The sequence below is a fragment of the Tepidimonas sediminis genome (genome assembly GCF_007556605.1).
Lineage (GTDB): Bacteria > Pseudomonadota > Gammaproteobacteria > Burkholderiales > Burkholderiaceae_C > Tepidimonas > Tepidimonas sediminis.
Genome location: NZ_VJND01000007.1, coordinates 29,922 through 45,832 on the forward strand (window position 1 = coordinate 29,922; position 15,911 = coordinate 45,832).

Sequence of the window (15,911 nt, forward strand, 5' to 3'; positions counted from 1 at the left end):
CGGGGAGATTCGATGCGCGTCACGGTGAAATACTTTGCGGCGCTGCGTGAGCAGCTCGGCACCGCGCAGGAGCAGCTCGACACGGACGCCGCCACGCTGCAGGCGCTGCGCGAGCAGCTGCGCGCGCGCGGCGGCGTCTGGGCCGAGGCGCTGGCCGAGGGGCGGCCGCTGCGCATGGCGCTCGACCAGGCGATGGCCGACGGCGCCGCCGCGCTGCACGACGGTGCCGAGGTGGCGTTCTTTCCGCCCGTCACCGGAGGATGAGGCCATGACTCTGCAGCGGCGCAGCGTGACGATCCAGACCGAACCCTTCGAGCTCGGCGCCGAGGTGGCGGCGCTGCGGGCGGGCGATGCCGGCGTCGGCGCGGTGTGCGCGTTCCTCGGCACCGTGCGCGACGTCAACGACGGCGACGCGGTGGCCACGCTGGAGCTGGAGCACTACCCGGGCATGACCGAGCGCGCCATCGACGCGATGATCGATGAGGCGGCGCGGCGCTTCGACATCCGCGGCGTGCGCGTCATCCACCGCGTCGGGGTGCTCCAGCCGCAGGATCCGATCGTGCTGGTGGCGGTGACCTCGGCGCACCGCGGCCAGGCGTTTGCGGCGTGCGAGTTCCTGATGGACTACCTCAAGACCCAGGCGCCGTTCTGGAAGAAGGAGCACACGCCGCAGGGCGCGCGCTGGGTCGATGCGCGCGTCAGCGACGATGCGGCGCTGGCGCGCTGGGGCATCCAGGCAAAGAACGCCTGAACGGCGTGCTGGCGCGCGCCGGCGGCGTTTGATCCGCGTCAACGACGCCGGGCTTGAAAGCGCGGCACAGTCGCCCCACATGGAACGGCAGTCAACCTTTTCGGAGCCCCTTCCATGCGGATCGACAAACTCACCACCTCGTTCCAGGAGGCCCTGGCCGAAGCGCAATCGATGGCGCTGGCCAAGGACCATGCCTACATCGAACCGGCGCACGTGCTGGCCGCGCTGCTGAAGCAGGACGGCCCGCCGGCGCTGCTGCAGCGCGCCGGCGTCAACGTCGCGCAGCTGAGGAAGGCTGCCGAGGACGCCGTGCAGCGCCTGCCGCAGGTGCAGGGCCAGGAGCAGGTGCAGGTCGGCCGTGACACGGTCACGCTGCTGCAGGCCGCCGAGAAGGAGGCCGTGAAGCGCGGCGACCAGTTCATCGCCAGCGAGCTGTTTCTGCTGGCGCTGGCCGACAGCAAGATCATGCTGGCGGATGCCGCGCGCGCCGCGGGCCTGAACCGCAAGGCGCTGGAGGCCGCCATCGACGCCGTGCGAGGAGGACAAGCCGTGACGAGCCCCGAAGCCGAGAACCAGCGCGAAGCGCTGAAGAAATACACGCTGGACCTGACCGAGCGCGCCCGCCAGGGCAAGCTCGACCCCGTGATCGGCCGCGACGACGAGATCCGCCGCACGATCCAGATCCTGCAGCGACGCAGCAAGAACAACCCCGTCCTGATCGGCGAGCCGGGCGTGGGCAAGACCGCCATCGTCGAGGGGCTGGCGCAGCGCATCGTCAACGGCGAGGTGCCGGAGACGCTGAAGAACAAGCGCGTGCTGGCGCTGGACATGGCCGGGCTGCTGGCCGGGGCCAAGTACCGCGGCGAGTTCGAGGAGCGCCTGAAGGCCGTGCTGAAGGAGATCGCCGCCGAGGAGGGGCGCATCATCCTCTTCATCGACGAGATCCACACCATGGTCGGCGCCGGCAAGGCCGAGGGCGCGATGGACGCCGGCAACATGCTCAAGCCCGCCTTGGCGCGCGGCGAGCTGCACTGCATCGGCGCCACCACGCTGGACGAGTACCGCAAGTACATCGAGAAGGATGCGGCGCTGGAGCGGCGCTTCCAGAAGGTGCTGGTCGATGAGCCCAGCGTCGAGGCGACGATTGCCATCCTGCGCGGCCTGCAGGAGAAGTACGAACTGCACCACGGCGTGGAGATCACCGACCCGGCCATCGTCGCCGCGGCGGAGCTGTCGCACCGCTACATCACCGACCGCTTCCTGCCGGACAAGGCGATCGACCTGATCGACGAGGCCGCCGCGCGCATCAAGATGGAGATCGACTCCAAGCCCGAGGCGATGGACCGGCTGGAGCGGCGCCTGATCCAGCTCAAGATCGAGCGCGAGGCGGTGCGCAAGGAGACCGACGAGGCCTCGCGCAAGCGGCTGGAGCTGATCGAGGAGGAGATCGCGCGGCTGGAGCGCGAGTATGCCGATCTGGAGGAGGTCTGGAAGGCCGAGAAGGCGCAGGTGCAGGGCTCGGCGCAGATCAAGGAGGAGATCGACCGCATCCGCTTCCAGATCGAGGAGCTCAAGCGCAAGGGCGACTTCAACAAGGTCGCCGAGCTGCAGTACGGCCGGCTGCCGGAACTGGAGCGGCGGCTGCAGGAGGCGCAGGCGCGCGAGGCCGGCAAGGACGGCGCCAAGGGCTTCAAGCTGCTGCGCACGCAGGTCGGCGCCGAGGAGATCGCCGAGGTGGTCTCGCGCGCCACCGGCATCCCGGTCAGCAAGCTGATGCAGGGTGAGCGCGACAAGCTGCTGCAGATGGAGGCGCGGCTGCACGAGCGCGTGGTCGGCCAGGACGAGGCCATCGCCGCCGTCTCCAACGCCATCCGCCGCGCCCGCGCGGGCCTGAGCGACCCGAACCGGCCGCTGGGCAGCTTCCTGTTCCTCGGTCCGACGGGGGTGGGCAAGACCGAGCTGTGCAAGGCGCTGGCGGCCTTCCTGTTCGACAGCGAGCAGCACATGATCCGCATCGACATGAGCGAGTTCATGGAGAAGCACTCCGTGAGCCGCCTGATCGGCGCGCCGCCGGGCTACGTCGGCTACGAGGAGGGCGGCTACCTGACCGAGGCGGTGCGGCGCAAGCCCTACAGCGTCGTGCTGCTCGACGAGGTCGAGAAGGCCCACCCGGACGTGTTCAACGTGTTGCTGCAGGTGCTGGACGACGGGCGGCTGACCGACGGCCAGGGCCGCACGGTGGACTTCAAGAACACGGTCATCGTGATGACCTCCAACATCGGCTCGCAGCGCATCCAGCAGCTGGCGCAACAGGGCCACGACATGGAGGACATCAAGGATGCGGTGTGGGAGGAACTGAAGGCGCATTTCCGCCCCGAGTTCCTCAACCGCATCGACGAGACGGTGGTGTTCCATCCGCTCGGCACCGAGCACATCAAGAACATCGCCCGCATCCAGCTGCGCACGCTGCAGGAGCGGCTGGCCAAGCTGGATCTCACGCTGACGTTCACCGACGCGGCGCTGGAGGAACTGGCCAAGGTCGGCTACGACCCGGTGTTCGGTGCGCGGCCGCTCAAGCGCGCGATCCAGCAGCGCATCGAGAACCCGCTGTCCAGGCTCATCCTCGAAGGGCGCTTCCCGCCCAAGAGCGAGATCCCGGTGGACGTGGATCCGGTGCGCGCGCCGGGGCAGTTCCTGTTCGGGCGCACGGTGCACTGAAGGCGCGGCGGGGGCGCGGCGGCCCCGCCTGCGGGCTGACCCAGGCCCCTGCCGGTTCGCCGGCGGGGGCTTTGGCTTTTGCGGGGCTCAGAGGCCGTGGTATTCCCGGTACCACCGCACGAACCGCGCCACGCCCTCACGGAACGGCGTGCGCGGCGCGTAGCCGGTCAGGCGCTTCAGCAGCCCGCAGTCGGCCCAGGTGGCCGGAACATCCCCGGCCTGCATCGGAAGATGACGGCGCTGTGCGGGGCGGCCGACCTCGGCCTCGATCGCCTCGACGAAGTCCAGCAGGCGCACCTTGTCGGAGTTGCCGATGTTGACCACGCGCCACGGCGCGGCGGGGCTCAGCGTGTCGCCCTCCACCGGCTGCCAGCCCGCTTCGGGCGTGCGCGCCTCAGGCGCCGGCGGGACGGCCTCGATCAGCAGCCGGATCGCGTGCACGAGGTCGTCCACGTAGGTGAAGTCGCGCCACATGTCGCCGTGGTTGTAGATCTCGATCGGCGTGCCCTCCAGAATCCCGCGCGTGAACTTGAACAGCGCCATGTCCGGCCGCCCCCACGGGCCGTAGACGGTGAAGAACCGGAACATCGTCGTCGGCACGCCGTGGAGGTGCGCCCAGGCGTGGCTCATCGCCTCGTTGGCCTTCTTGGTGGCGGCGTACAAGGTCAGCGGCCAGTCGGTCTTCTGCTGCTCGTCGAACGGCAGCGCCTCGTTGGCGCCGTAGACGCTGCTGGTGGAGGCCATCAGCAGGTGGCGGGGTTTGAGCTCCCGGGCCACCTCCAGCACGTGGAAGGTGCCGATCAGGTTGGCGTCCACGTAGGCGCGCGGGTTTTCCAGGCTGTAGCGCACACCGGCCTGGGCGGCCAGGTGGACGATGACGTCGGGCTGCGCGGCGCGCGCGGCGGCCTCAAGCGCCGGCAGGTCCTCCAGCATCGCCTCGGTGGCGGCAAATCCAGGGTGTTCGCGCAGCAGCGCGTGGCGACGGTGCTTGAGCCGCACGTCGTAGTAGTCGGTGAGACCATCGTAGCCGTGCACCGCATGGCCTTCCTCCAGCAGCCGCCTCGCCAGGTGAAAGCCGATGAAGCCGGCGGTGCCGGTGATGAAGACGCGCATCGGTGTGGCCATCGCTTCACATCCCCCACACGCCAATCGTGCGGCCGCCGATGGTTTCCGTGCGGTGGAAGATCTTCTCCTCCCAGCTTCGTCCGGGCCGGCGGTCGAAGACGATCAGGTGCGCTTCCTGCGCGCCGCACTGGTCGGCATACGCCGCCGTCTGGGTGAGCCCTTCCTCGATCGTCGCTTCCAGGCTCCTGTGCAGGATCTTGAGTTCGAGGACGATGCGCTGCACCGGCCCGAGAAAGCCTTGCGCTTCATCCAGCGGCCACTCGAGGAAGAGGTCGGTTCGGCGACGGCCGAGGCCGTACTCGCGGCTGATGCGCCCGCCACCGTTGACGATCCTCTGCAGGAAGGCCTGCAAGAGCAGCTGCGGGCCGGCTTCCTTGTATTGAAAGCGCTCGATCCAGGCGTCGGCGTTCTCGCGGAAGAACTGCTGGAAGGCCGCAAGGAGCTTGTCCATGTCCAGCCGCCGGTCGCTCGGGCGGACGTACCAGGCCTGCTCGTGGGTGATGGTGATCTGGCGCGTCCAGGTCAGTTCACGGGGGATGACTTCACGGTAGATGCGGTTGGCGATCCTGAGCTGCGGGCGGGTTTCGATGAGGCCCAGGTCGGCGACGTATTCGACGTCTTCGGTGGGCAGGGTGTCATGGGGGTTCTCGCCTGCAAGGATCCGGCTGATGACGGCGTGCACGCGTGGCTCTCTGAGCTTGTCGGTGAGCTGATCGAGGTGCGTGGCGCGGCTCTGGATCAGGCGCTCGCGCGCGGCCTTGTAGCGCTCCAGCGTCACCGGCAGCGCGCGGTTCTTGCGTAGTTCTCTATCCTGCCAGGTGCATTCGTGCCCCAGGGCATTGACCAGCCACGGCTGGCCCCGGGTGTCTTCCCAGAGTTCCGCCCAGATGGCTTCCTCGAAACGCTGACCCGTGGCTTCGGTGTGCTGCAGCCACAGCGCGCGCGTTTCTTCTTCGCTGAAGTTGCCCAGCCGGATCGAGGCGGCCTTGATGTTGAAGGCGCTGCCGCCCGTGATGATCTCGCCGTCGCCGCTGTGGATGCGGTAGTCGCGCACATCCCGCACGCCGCACAGCACCACCGTCTGCGGAAAGGCCGCCGGCCGCTGCGCGTAGCCGGCGCGGATCTGGCGCAGCAGCGAGATCAGCGTGTCGCCGATCAGGGCGTCGACTTCGTCCAGCAGCAGCACCGCGGGGCGCTGCGGCGCCATCTGGCTCCAGTGCCGCAGCAGGGCGGTGAGGCGGTCGCGCGCGTCGATGGCTTCGCCTTCGCGGCGGTACCAGTCGTAGAGCGCACGCTCGCCGGTGGCGTCCTCGATGCTGCGGGCGATGGCGTGACAGGCGGCGCTGATGCCGGCCTGCACGTCGCCACGGGCGGCCTGCGCGCCTTCGATGTTGGCGTAGGCGCAGCGGTAGCGCCCCTGCCGGTTCAGATGCTCCATCAGCACCAGCAGCGCCGTGGTCTTGCCGGTCTGGCGCGGGGCGTGCAGCACGAAGTAGCGCTTGGCCTCGATCAGCGATTCGATCTCGGCCAGATCCACGCGCGCCAAGGGATCCAGCAGGTAGTGATCGCCTGGAATCGACGGGCCGGCGGTGTTGAACTGCCTCTCCGTCACGCATCCCCTCCGAAAAGATCGCGGGTGTAAACACGTTCGGCCACGTCTTCCAAATCCGGGTGGTGGCGGTTGGCCAGGATCAGGTCGGCCTGCGCCTTGAAGGCCGCCAGGTCCTTCAGCACCGGCGAGCGGAAGAAGTCGTCGCCGTCGTAGGCCGGCTCGTAGACGATCACCGGCACGCCCTTGGCCTTGAGGCGCTTCATGACGCCCTGGATCGCCGAGGCGCGGAAGTTGTCCGAGCCCTGCTTCATGACGAGGCGGTAGACGCCGACCACCGGGGCGCGCCCGCCGGGGGTGGACAGGGTCTGCAGCCGGCGCAGCACGTCGTCGGCGATGAAGTCCTTGCGCGTGGCGTTGGCCGAGACGATGGCGGCGATCAGGTTCTGCGGCACGTCGCGGTAGTTGGCCAGCAGCTGCTTGGTGTCCTTCGGCAGGCAGTAGCCGCCGTAGCCGAAGCTGGGGTTGTTGTAGCCGGCGCCGATGCGCGGGTCCAGGCACACGCCGTCGATGATCTGGCGCGTGTCCAGCCCGTGCGTGGCGGCGTAGGTGTCCAGCTCGTTGAAGAACGCCACGCGCATGGCCAGGTACGTGTTGGCGAACAGCTTGATCGCCTCGGCTTCGGTCGGGTCGGTCAGCAGCACCGGGACGCGCTCGGGCGCGCGGCAGCCCTGGCGCAGCAGCTCGGCGACGAGCTGCCCGCGCGGGCCGCGGTCGCCGACGACGATGCGGCTGGGGGCGAGGTTGTCTTCCAGCGCCCGGCCCTCGCGCAGGAATTCGGGCGAGAAGACGATGCGGTCGGTGGCGTGGCGCTGGCGCAGCCGCGCGGTGAACCCCACCGGCACGGTGGACTTGATGACCAGCGTGCTGCTCGGGTGGGCTGCCAGCGCCTGCGCCGCCACCGCCTCGACGCTGGAGGTGTCGAAGGCGTTCGTGACCGGGTCGTAGTCGGTGGGGGTGGCGATGACGACGACATCGGCGCTGGCCAGCGCCTGCGCGGCGTCGGTGGTGGCGGCCAGCTGCAGGTCGGCGCGCTCGCGCAGCCATTGTTCCGCCAGCCCGTCGTGGACGGTGGGGCGGCGCGCCTGCAGCGCCGCCACGCGCCGCGGGTCGATGTCCAGCACGGTGACGGGATGGTGCTGCGCCAGCAGCAGCGCGTTGGCCAGGCCGACGTAGCCGGCGCCGGCCACCGTGATGCGCAGCGCGTCGGTTGGGGCAGGAAGCGTCATGGAAGCATCGGCGGATGTCAGGACTGGACGCGGCGCAGTATACGGGGCGGACACGGGCGGCCGCGCGCGCCCAGGCGAATGCGATACTCCGCGCTGTCCTGACGCCTCCGTTCGTCCGTTCCCATGCACGCCACGTCCCCATCCTGCGCGAACTCAGGTCACCCGTGCCCCGGTACCCCCGATGGCGGTGCGGCGCCGCCCGGCGCGGCGGCGCTGGAGGTCTCGGTGGTGGTGCCGGTCTACCACGAGCGCGACAACCTGGCCGAGCTGGTCGAGCGCGTCGGCCAGGCCCTGCTGCCGACCGGCTGGTCGTTCGAGCTGATCTGCGTCGACGACGGCTCCACCGACGGCAGCCTGGCGTTGCTGGCCGAGCTGGCGCAGCGCCACGCGTGGCTGCGGCCGGTGGCGCTGGCGCGCAACTACGGCCAGTCCACCGCGCTGCAGGCCGGCTTCGAGCGCGCGCGCGGGCGCTACATCGTGACGCTGGACGGTGACCTGCAAAACGACCCGGCCGACATCCCGGCGCTGATCGAGCGGCTGCAGCAGGATCCGGAAGTGGACGTGATCTCTGGCTGGCGTCGCCAGCGCCAGGACAAGGCGCTGTCGCGCAAGCTGCCTTCGATGCTGGCCAACCGGCTGATCTCCTGGGCCACGCGCGTCAGGCTGCACGACTACGGCTGCGCGCTCAAGGCCTACCGTCGCGAGATCATCGAGCGCATCCACCTCTACGGTGAGCTGCACCGCTTCATCCCGTCGCTGGCCAAGGAGGCCGGGGCGCGCATCGTCGAGGTGCCGGTGCGCCATCACCCGCGCACGCGCGGCCAGTCCAAGTACGGCATCGACCGCACCTTCCGCGTGATCCTGGATCTGGTGCTGATCGTGTTCTTCCTGCGCTACCGGCAGCGGCCGCTGCACGCGTTCGGTGGGCTGGGGCTGTGGCTGCTGGTGCCGGGCATCCTGATCCTGCTGTACCTGGGCGTGCTCAAGCTGCTGGGCGAGGCCATCGGCGGCCGGCCGTTGCTGATGGCCGGGGTGATGATGGCCTTGATGGGGGTGCAGCTGATCGTGGCCGGGCTCACCGGCGAGCTGCTGATCCGCATCTACCACGAAGGGGCGGCGCGGCCGCAGTACCACACGCGCGCGCTGCCGGCGCCGCGGCCTGACGCATGAGCGCGGCGGCGCGGCCGCTCGCGCGCCGGCTGCTGCGGCTGGCGGTGTCGCTGTCGATCCTGGCGGCGTTGCTGGCCTGGGTGGGCCCCCGGTCGCTGCTGGAGTCGCTGGCGCAGGCGGCGCCCGGCTGGGTGGCGGCCGGGGTGGCGCTGGCGCTGCTGGCCAATTCGGTGTGCGCGTGGCGCTGGCGCGCGCTGGCGCGGCGCCTGGGACACGAGGTGACGCCAGGCTGGGCGTGGGTGGCCTACCTGCGCGGCCAGGCGCTCAACGCCGTGCTGCCGGGGGCCACCGTCGGCGGCGACGTCTGGCGCGCCTGGGCACTGCATCGCGCCGGCATGCCGCTGGCGCGCGCCAGCGCCAGCGTGGTGCTGGATCGGCTCTCCGGGCTGTGGGCGCTGGTGCTGCTGGGCGGCGCGGTGCTGCTGCCGGCGCTGATGGCCGGTCTGCCGCCGGGAGCGTGGCCCGGGCTGCAGGCGCTGGCCACGCCGGCGCTGGCGGGGCTGCTCGGTGTGGCCACGCTGGCGCTGGCGCTGGCGCCGCTTGCGCTGCTGCGCGCGGGCGCACGCGTGCCGTGGGCCCGGCGGCCGTGGTGGCGCGGCTGGCGGGAGCTGGCGCAGCGCGACCCGGTGGGCCTGTGGGCGCAGCAGCTGCGGCTGTCGCTGGTGGCGCAGGCCGCCACGGTGGCGGCGCTGGCCGCCGCGGCGCGCGCGCTGGATCTGCCGCTGGCGTGGTGGTGGCTGGTGCCGGCGGCCACGCCGATTTTCATTGCAGCGGCACTGCCGGTGGGGCTGGGCGGCTGGGGCACGCGCGAGGCGGCCGCCGCGGCCGTGCTCGGTTTGCTCGGCGTGCCGGCGGCGCAGGCGGTGGCGGTGTCGGTGCTGTTCGGGTTGTATCCGCTGCTGCAGGCGCCGCTGGGCCTGCTGCCGCTGCCGCGCGCCGAGGCTCCAGCCGGGCCCGCGCGTCCGTGACGTCGACGGAGCCGGCCGCAGGCGCGGCGCCTTACTGCACCTTGGCCCGGCTGCGCAGCTGCTCCTGGAAACGGGCGAGCTTGTGCTGCTGCAGTTGCTGCTGCAGTTGCGGCTTGACGGTCTCGAAGTCGGGCAGCTGTGCCTTGCGAACGTCGTCGACGCGGATGACGTGCCAGCCGAACTGGCTCTTGACCGGCTCGGGGCTGACTTCACCCTTGCCGAGCCGGGCCATCGCCTGCCCGAACTCCGGCACGAAGACATCCGGCGTGGCCCAGTCGAGGTCGCCGCCGTTGGCCCCGGAACCCTTGTCCTTCGAGCGCTGGCGCGCCAGGTCCTCGAACTTGGCGCCCCTGGCCAGTTCCGCCAGGATCGCCTTGGCCTCGTCCTCGGTCTCCACCAGGATGTGGCGCGCACGGTACTCTTGCCCCATCGACTGCGCGATGCGGTCGTACTCGGCGCGCAGTTCGGCGTCGGTGACGGGGTTGCGCCGCTGCTCGTCGGCGAACAGCTCGCGGATCAGGACGGTCTGCTGGGCCAGCTCCAGCTGCGCCTTGACCTCGGGGGAGGCGCGCAGGCCACGCCGCTCGGCTTCCTGCATGAAGATCTCGCGCAGGATGGCCTCCTCGCGCAGCTGCTCGCGCACCTGGTCGTCGATCGGGCGGCCGGAACGCGCCACCTGCGCCTCCAGCGCCTTCAGGCGCGCGCTGGGCACGGGCTTGCCGTTGACGATGGCGAGGTTCTGCGCCGCAGCGGGCGCCGCGAGCACCGCGGTCAGCACGGCGGCCAGCGCGGCGTGGGTCGGATTCGGTTTCATCAGGAAGGGAAAGGCAACGTTCAGGAGGGGTGGAAGGGCCCGCGACGGTCAGGCCGCGTGGGCCGGCTGGCGCTCGATTTCCAGCGCCAAGGCGTGCAGGCCAGCGTCGAAGGCCGGTCGCAGCGCATCATACACAACCCGATGGGCGGCCACGCGGCTGAGGCCGTCGAGCCGATCGGCGGCGATGCGCACGCGAAAATGCGTGCCGCGTCCGCTCGGGCTGGCGCCGGCGTGGCCGGCATGGGCGGCGCTTTCGTCGATGACCTCGAGGCGCCGCGGCGCCAGGGTGGCCCGCAGCAACGCCTCGATCAGCTCGGCGCTGGGCAGGCTGCGCGGAAAGGCGGGGGTCATGCGGTCTTGTCCTTCAGGTGGCGGGCCACGTAGAGTCCCTGGCCGACCAGGAAGGCCAGCGGAAACACGTAGCCCCAGAGTTTGAAATCGACCCAGGCGTCGGTGGAGAACCAGGCCGCCACCGCGCCGTTGAGCGCGGCCATGAAGACGCAGTAGGCGATCCAGGCCAGCGCCAGGCGGTGCCAGACCGCCGGCGGCAGCGGCAGCTGGCTGCCCAGCAGCTGCTGCAGCACGTTGCGCCGCCAGCCCCACAGGGCCGCAGCCAGCACCAACGCCAGCGCGCCGTACAGCACGGTGGGCTTCCACTTGATGAAGCGCTCGTCCTGCAGCACGAGCGTCAGCGCGCCGAAGATCAGGATCAGCGCCAGCGTGACCTTGTGCATCGCCTGCAGCCGGCGGTCCAGCGCCCAGACGATGCCCATCTGCACGACGGTGGCGGCCATCAGCACCGCGGTGGCGGTGTAGATGCCGCCGATGCGGTAGGCGACGAAGAACGCCAGGATCGGCGCGAAGTCCAGCAACAGTCGCATGGGGCGATTATGCGCACGGCGCGGCCGCCGCGCCGGCTCAGGCGGGCTGCCAGCGCAGCGCGGCCGAGTTCATGCAGTAGCGCAGGCCGGTGGGCGGCGGACCGTCGTCGAACACGTGCCCGAGGTGGGCGCCGCAGCCCGCGCACAGGGTCTCGGTGCGCACCATGCCGTGGCTGCGGTCGAGCCGCTCGACGATGGCGCCGGGGCGGGCGCGCCAGAAACTCGGCCAGCCGCAGCCGGCGTCGAACTTGGTGTCGCTGTCGAACAGGTGGGTGCCGCAGACGATGCAATGGTAGCGCCCGGGGCGCCACCAGTCCTCGTAGCGGCCGCTGAACGGGCGCTCGGTGGCGGCGTGCCGGGTCACCTGCCAGGCCAGCGGCTCAGCCTCGCCGCGCGCCAGCAGCGCCTGCAGATGCGCCTGCCAGCGCGCGTCGTCGGGGCGCAGGGGAAAGGGGGGAAGGTCGCTCATGGTCGGCGTCGGACGGGATGCGGGCAAGGCCGCATTGTCGGGTCAGGGCCGCCAAGGTGCCGGTGGACGTCCGTGGCGGCCCGGCTGGCGGCGCGGGTATCACGCTCAGGCCGCCGCCGGCTGAACCGCCGTCCGCGCGCCAAGCAGACCCTCCAGCGCCGCGCGGTCGCCGACCTCGACGCGGCTGAAGTCCAGCGTGACCCAGCCGCGCGCCTCGAAGGCCTTGAGGACGCGGTTGATCGTCTGGCGCGACAGACCGGCCAGGTGGCCCAGGTCTTCCTGGGACAGCGTGATGCGCTGCACCCCGGCGCCGCAGAACATCAGCAGCACCTGCGCCACCCGCTCCTGCGGGGTACACAGCCGCCCCGCCTCGATGGCGGTCATCGCCTGGCCGAGCCGGTGGTTGAGCCGCTCGATCAGGAAGTGGTTGAAGGGCAGGCTGGTGGCGTGCAGCCGCTGGAACCACGGCAGCGGCAGGCCGATCAGCGTCGTGTCGCGCAGCGCCACCACGTCGTAGCGCCAGCTGCCGCCGCGCAGCACCGTGCCCTCGCCGAACCACTGGCCGGCCGGTACCCCGAGGAAGGCCGACACGCGTCCGTCGGGCGCGGCGGTCTGCAGCTTGGCCATGCCGGCCAGCACCGCCCACCAGGCCTGCACCGGCGAGCCGCGTGCCAGCAGGCGCTCGCCGCGGCCAGCGCGGTGCAGCAGCATGGCGTCCACCAGCTCGCGCTGGGTGGCAGCGTCCAGCCCGACGAACCAGGGCTGTTGCGACAGGAAGATGCGAACCGGATGGCGGGGGTCGAGGCTCATGCGGGCAGGGCAGGGATGTCGGCGCGGCGACAGTTGTGGCGCCGGCACGGGGGGATTGTCGCGCGGGCGCGGCACCGTGGCACCGCCGTCGTCGTAAGCTTAACGTCGGGAAGGCGCACCGTCCTGGTGCGCCCCGTGAGCCACGCCCCCAACCGCCGTTGGACAGGAGACTGCCATGCTGGGCCTGATGCAGGATCGCCCGTTGCTGATTTCGGATCTGATCGAGCACGCCGCGCGTCACCACGGTGACGTCGAGATCGTCTCGCGCCGCGTCGAGGGTGACATCCACCGCACCACCTACGCCGAGGCGGCGCGGCGGGCGCGCCGGCTGGCGCACGCGCTCGATGCGCTCGGGCTCGAGCAGGGCGAGCGCATCGCCACGCTGGCTTGGAACGGCTACCGGCACTTCGAGATGTACTACGGCGTCAGCGGCTCGGGGCGCGTGCTGCACACCATCAACCCGCGCCTGCTGCCGGAGCAGATCGCCTGGATCGTCAACCACGCGGAGGACCGCGTGCTGGCGTTCGACATGACCTTCTGGCCGATCGTCAAGGCGATCCACGCCAAGTGCCCCACGGTGCGCCGCTGGGTGGCGCTGTGCGACGCCGGGCACCTGGCGCGCCTGACCGCCGACGGCGCGATCCCGGACCTGATCGCCTACGAGGACTGGATCGCGCCGCACCCCGACCGCTACGACTGGCCGCGCTTTTCCGACGAGACCGCCAGCAGCATGTGCTACACCAGCGGTACCACCGGTCATCCGAAGGCGGCGCTCTACAGCCACAAGTCCACCATCCTGCACGCCTATGCCTCCGCGCTGCCCGACGTGATGTGCCTGAGCGCGCGCGACTGCGTGTTGCCGGTGGTGCCGATGTTCCACGTCAACGCCTGGGGCATTCCGTACGCGGCCGCGGCCGTGGGCTGCAAGCTGGTGCTGCCCGGCGCCCAGCTGGACGGCAAGTCGGTGTGGGAGCTGCTGGATGCCGAGCGCGTGACGATGGCCGCCGGCGTGCCCACGGTGTGGCAGATGCTGCTGGCGCACATGGCGGCCAACGGGCTGCAGCTGCCGCACCTGCAGCGCACGGTGATCGGCGGCTCGGCCTGCCCGCCGGCGATGATCAAGGCGTTCCGCGAGCAGTACGGCGTGGAGGTCCTGCACGCCTGGGGCATGACGGAACTCAGTCCGCTGGGTACGCTGTGCACGCTCAAGAACAAGCACCTGCAGCTGCCCGAGGAGGAGCAGATGAAGATCCGCCTCAAGCAGGGCCGCGGCATCTTCGGCATCGACATGAAGATCGTCGGGCCCGACGGGCGCGAGCTGCCGTGGGACGGCGTGTCGCAGGGCGAGCTGATGGTGCGCGGGCCGTGGGTGATCCGCGACTACTACCGCAGCGGCCAGCCCAGTCCGCTGGTCGACGGCTGGTTCCCCACCGGCGACGTGGCCACGATCGATCCGGACGGCTACATGCAGATCACCGACCGCAGCAAGGACGTGATCAAGTCCGGCGGGGAGTGGATCAGCTCGATCGACGTCGAGAACATCGCCATGGCGCACCCGGCGGTGCTGATGGCGGCCTGCATCGGCGTCAAGCACCCCAAGTGGGATGAACGTCCGATCGTCGTCGTGGTCAAAAAGCCCGGTGCCGAGCTGACGCGCGAGGAGCTGCTGGCGTTCTACGAGGGCAAGCTGGCCAAGTGGCAGATTCCCGATGACGTCGTGTTCGTCGACGCGATCCCGCTGGGCGCCACCGGCAAGATGCAGAAGATGAAGCTGCGCGAGATGCTGGCCGACTACCGCCTGCCCGGGCTTTGAGCCCTGCTGGTCGGAGGGGCGACGGATTGTCGCCCCGACGACGGTCGCCAAGGTGATAGCGCTGCGGGGTTTCCCCTGATCGTTGCGGCGCAGCATGCAGCTTAAGCTCGTCGATGCGGACCACCCACCACACAAGGAGACAACCATGAACCGGACCTTTCGACCGATCGTCGTGGCGGCGATGCTGGGGCTGGCGCTGACCAGCGTGGCGCAGGCGCAGAGCGCCCGCCAGGCCAAGCGCGAGCAGGCGCAGGCCGCGGCCAACGCGCCGCTGGCGGGCCAGACGGTCAAGATCGCCTGGATCGATCCGCTGTCGGGCCTGATGGCGCCGGTGGGGCAGAACCAGGTGCGCAGCTTCCAGTTCTTCGCCGAGAAGTTCAGCGGGCCGAACAAGCACAACCCGGCCGGCGTGAAGTGGGAGGTGGTGCCGTTCGACAACAAGCTCAGCCCGGCCGAGAGCCTGACGGCGCTGCAGTCGGCCATCGACCAGGGTATCCGCTACATCACGCAGGGCAACGGCTCGTCGGTGGCCGGCGCCCTCATCGAGGCGGTGGCGCGCCACAACGCGCGCAACCCGGGCAAGGAGGTGATCTTCCTGAACCACTCGGCGGTGGATCCGGACTTCACCAACAGCAAGTGCAACTACTGGCACTTCCGTTTCGACGCCGACACCTCGATGAAGATGGAGGCGCTGACCACCTTCATGAAGGATCAGCCCGACGTCAAGAAGGTCTACCTGCTCAACCAGAACTATTCGCACGGCCACCAGGTGGCCAAGTACGCCAAGGAGCTGCTGGCGCGCAAGCGGCCCGACATCCAGATCGTCGGCGAGGATCTGCACCCGCTGGCGCAGGTGCGCGATTTCGCGCCCTACATCGCCAAGATCAAGGCCTCCGGGGCCGACGCGGTCATCACCGGCAACTGGGGCTCGGACCTGGCGCTGCTGGTCAAGGCCGCCAACGAGGGCGGCTACGCCGGCAAGTTCTTCACCTACTACGCCGGCGTCACCGGCACGCCCACCGCCCTGGGAACCTCCTCCGAAGGCAAGGTCTATCAGGTCTCGTACAACCATTACAACATGGGCGGCGAGATGCAGCAGTGGCAGAACGAGTTCAAGCAGCGCTTCAACGCCGACTTCTACACCGGCTCGGTGATCCACATCTTCCGCTCGCTGTCGGAGGCGATGGCCAAGGCCAAGTCGACCGATCCGGTCCAGGTGGCCAAGGCGCTGGAGGGCCTGAGGTTCACCAGTTACAACGGCGAGGTCGAGATGCGCAAGACCGATCACCAGCTGCAGCAGCCCCTGTACCTGACGCGCTGGCAGAAGGCCGACGCCAAGTTTCCGTACAGCGTCGAGAACACGGGCATGACGTTCGCGCTGGTGCGCGAATTCCCCTCCTACGTCTCGAGCACGCCCACCAGCTGCGCGATGCAGCGGCCCAACTGAGCGCCGCGTCGCCGCCGGCCGGCATGGCGGCCGGCGGCCGCCCCGCGGGCGCGGCCTTCCCAGCCTGAGCCGGGCACGGGCCCGCCGGGGATGCCCGTCCTTGCGTG

Annotated in this window: 15 protein-coding genes; 7 read left to right on the top strand and 8 right to left on the bottom strand. The window is 70.3% G+C overall.

The window, feature by feature from the left end:
- Window positions 1-12: 12 nt before the first annotated feature.
- The 3 genes from moaD (at window position 13) to clpB (ending at window position 3,469) form a co-directional block, all read left to right on the top strand.
- Complete coding sequence (gene moaD, locus Tsedi_RS06795) at window positions 13-264, top strand: molybdopterin converting factor subunit 1 (RefSeq protein ID WP_143894951.1); 252 nt, start codon at window positions 13-15, stop codon at window positions 262-264.
- Window positions 265-268: 4 nt separating this feature from the next.
- Window positions 269-751 (top strand): molybdopterin synthase catalytic subunit MoaE, encoded by a 483-nt coding sequence (gene moaE / locus Tsedi_RS06800; protein ID WP_143894953.1) that lies wholly within the window; start codon window positions 269-271, stop codon window positions 749-751.
- Window positions 752-865: 114 nt separating this feature from the next.
- Window positions 866-3,469, top strand: coding sequence for an ATP-dependent chaperone ClpB (gene clpB, locus Tsedi_RS06805; protein WP_143894955.1), 2,604 nt, complete (start codon window positions 866-868; stop codon window positions 3,467-3,469).
- 87 nt (window positions 3,470-3,556) lie between these two features.
- Here the strand turns inward: clpB and Tsedi_RS06810 are convergent, their stop codons facing one another.
- Genes Tsedi_RS06810 through Tsedi_RS06820 form a run of 3 tightly spaced genes read right to left on the bottom strand, consistent with a single transcriptional unit; the run spans window position 3,557 to window position 7,432 of the window.
- Window positions 3,557-4,594, bottom strand: a complete 1,038-nt coding sequence (locus tag Tsedi_RS06810) for an NAD-dependent epimerase/dehydratase family protein (protein ID WP_246099203.1) — start codon at window positions 4,592-4,594, stop codon at window positions 3,557-3,559.
- Between the two features lie 4 nt (window positions 4,595-4,598).
- Window positions 4,599-6,206, bottom strand: a complete 1,608-nt coding sequence (locus Tsedi_RS06815) for an AAA family ATPase (RefSeq protein WP_143894957.1) — start codon at window positions 6,204-6,206, stop codon at window positions 4,599-4,601.
- The gene (locus tag Tsedi_RS06820; RefSeq protein ID WP_425472740.1) at window positions 6,203-7,432 is read right to left on the bottom strand and encodes a nucleotide sugar dehydrogenase; all 1,230 of its coding nucleotides are present in this window, start codon (window positions 7,430-7,432) and stop codon (window positions 6,203-6,205) included. Before Tsedi_RS06820 ends, Tsedi_RS06815 begins: the two co-directional genes overlap by 4 nt.
- Before the next feature lie 123 nt (window positions 7,433-7,555).
- Here Tsedi_RS06820 and Tsedi_RS06825 point away from each other — a divergent pair, with 123 nt between their 5' ends.
- Window positions 7,556-8,602 carry a glycosyltransferase family 2 protein gene (locus Tsedi_RS06825; protein WP_143894958.1) on the top strand — a complete coding sequence of 349 codons (1,047 nt, stop codon included), beginning with the start codon at window positions 7,556-7,558 and terminating at the stop codon, window positions 8,600-8,602.
- Window positions 8,599-9,570: a lysylphosphatidylglycerol synthase transmembrane domain-containing protein gene (locus Tsedi_RS06830; RefSeq protein WP_143894960.1), complete on the top strand. Its 972-nt coding sequence runs from the start codon at window positions 8,599-8,601 to the stop codon at window positions 9,568-9,570. The genes Tsedi_RS06825 and Tsedi_RS06830 overlap by 4 nt, the downstream gene beginning before the upstream one ends.
- Window positions 9,571-9,601: 31 nt before the next feature.
- On the opposite strand, the gene Tsedi_RS06835 is transcribed toward Tsedi_RS06830, so the two are convergent.
- The 5 genes from Tsedi_RS06835 to Tsedi_RS06855 all read right to left on the bottom strand — a co-directional run bounded on the left by Tsedi_RS06835 (window position 9,602) and on the right by Tsedi_RS06855 (window position 12,544).
- Window positions 9,602-10,384, bottom strand: a complete 783-nt coding sequence (locus tag Tsedi_RS06835; protein ID WP_143894962.1) for a peptidylprolyl isomerase — start codon at window positions 10,382-10,384, stop codon at window positions 9,602-9,604.
- Window positions 10,385-10,432: 48 nt separating this feature from the next.
- Window positions 10,433-10,735: a BolA family protein gene (locus tag Tsedi_RS06840; RefSeq protein WP_143894964.1), complete on the bottom strand. Its 303-nt coding sequence runs from the start codon at window positions 10,733-10,735 to the stop codon at window positions 10,433-10,435.
- Window positions 10,732-11,265, bottom strand: a complete 534-nt coding sequence (locus Tsedi_RS06845; RefSeq protein WP_143894966.1) for a septation protein A — start codon at window positions 11,263-11,265, stop codon at window positions 10,732-10,734. Before Tsedi_RS06845 ends, Tsedi_RS06840 begins: the two co-directional genes overlap by 4 nt.
- Window positions 11,266-11,302: 37 nt before the next feature.
- Window positions 11,303-11,734, bottom strand: coding sequence for a peptide-methionine (R)-S-oxide reductase MsrB (gene msrB / locus Tsedi_RS06850; RefSeq protein WP_143894968.1), 432 nt, complete (start codon window positions 11,732-11,734; stop codon window positions 11,303-11,305).
- Window positions 11,735-11,839: 105 nt separating this feature from the next.
- On the bottom strand, window positions 11,840-12,544 hold the full coding sequence (locus Tsedi_RS06855; RefSeq protein WP_143894970.1) for a Crp/Fnr family transcriptional regulator: 705 nt from the start codon (window positions 12,542-12,544) through the stop codon (window positions 11,840-11,842).
- Between the two features lie 175 nt (window positions 12,545-12,719).
- On the opposite strand from Tsedi_RS06855, the gene Tsedi_RS06860 reads away from it, so the two are divergent.
- Both Tsedi_RS06860 and Tsedi_RS06865 read left to right on the top strand, forming a co-directional pair.
- Entirely contained in the window at window positions 12,720-14,357 is a 1,638-nt protein-coding gene (locus Tsedi_RS06860; RefSeq protein ID WP_143894972.1) for a 3-(methylthio)propionyl-CoA ligase, read from the top strand.
- Window positions 14,358-14,502: 145 nt separating this feature from the next.
- Window positions 14,503-15,804 carry a branched-chain amino acid ABC transporter substrate-binding protein gene (locus Tsedi_RS06865; protein WP_246099204.1) on the top strand — a complete coding sequence of 434 codons (1,302 nt, stop codon included), beginning with the start codon at window positions 14,503-14,505 and terminating at the stop codon, window positions 15,802-15,804.
- Window positions 15,805-15,911 lie beyond the last annotated feature (107 nt).

Excerpts from the sequence above, each read along its gene's own strand:
- moaD (WP_143894951.1), top strand. The coding sequence starts at position 13 with ATGCGCGTCACGGTGAAATACTTTGCGGCGCTGCGTGAGCAGCTCGGC.
- moaE (WP_143894953.1), top strand. The coding sequence starts at position 269 with ATGACTCTGCAGCGGCGCAGCGTGACGATCCAGACCGAACCCTTCGAG.
- clpB (WP_143894955.1), top strand. The coding sequence starts at position 866 with ATGCGGATCGACAAACTCACCACCTCGTTCCAGGAGGCCCTGGCCGAA.
- Tsedi_RS06810 (WP_246099203.1), bottom strand. The coding sequence starts at position 4,594 with ATGGCCACACCGATGCGCGTCTTCATCACCGGCACCGCCGGCTTCATC.
- Tsedi_RS06820 (WP_425472740.1), bottom strand. The coding sequence starts at position 7,432 with ATGACGCTTCCTGCCCCAACCGACGCGCTGCGCATCACGGTGGCCGGC.
- Tsedi_RS06825 (WP_143894958.1), top strand. The coding sequence starts at position 7,556 with ATGCACGCCACGTCCCCATCCTGCGCGAACTCAGGTCACCCGTGCCCC.
- Tsedi_RS06830 (WP_143894960.1), top strand. The coding sequence starts at position 8,599 with ATGAGCGCGGCGGCGCGGCCGCTCGCGCGCCGGCTGCTGCGGCTGGCG.
- Tsedi_RS06835 (WP_143894962.1), bottom strand. The coding sequence starts at position 10,384 with ATGAAACCGAATCCGACCCACGCCGCGCTGGCCGCCGTGCTGACCGCG.
- Tsedi_RS06840 (WP_143894964.1), bottom strand. The coding sequence starts at position 10,735 with ATGACCCCCGCCTTTCCGCGCAGCCTGCCCAGCGCCGAGCTGATCGAG.
- Tsedi_RS06845 (WP_143894966.1), bottom strand. The coding sequence starts at position 11,265 with ATGCGACTGTTGCTGGACTTCGCGCCGATCCTGGCGTTCTTCGTCGCC.
- msrB (WP_143894968.1), bottom strand. The coding sequence starts at position 11,734 with ATGAGCGACCTTCCCCCCTTTCCCCTGCGCCCCGACGACGCGCGCTGG.
- Tsedi_RS06855 (WP_143894970.1), bottom strand. The coding sequence starts at position 12,544 with ATGAGCCTCGACCCCCGCCATCCGGTTCGCATCTTCCTGTCGCAACAG.
- Tsedi_RS06860 (WP_143894972.1), top strand. The coding sequence starts at position 12,720 with ATGCTGGGCCTGATGCAGGATCGCCCGTTGCTGATTTCGGATCTGATC.
- Tsedi_RS06865 (WP_246099204.1), top strand. The coding sequence starts at position 14,503 with ATGAACCGGACCTTTCGACCGATCGTCGTGGCGGCGATGCTGGGGCTG.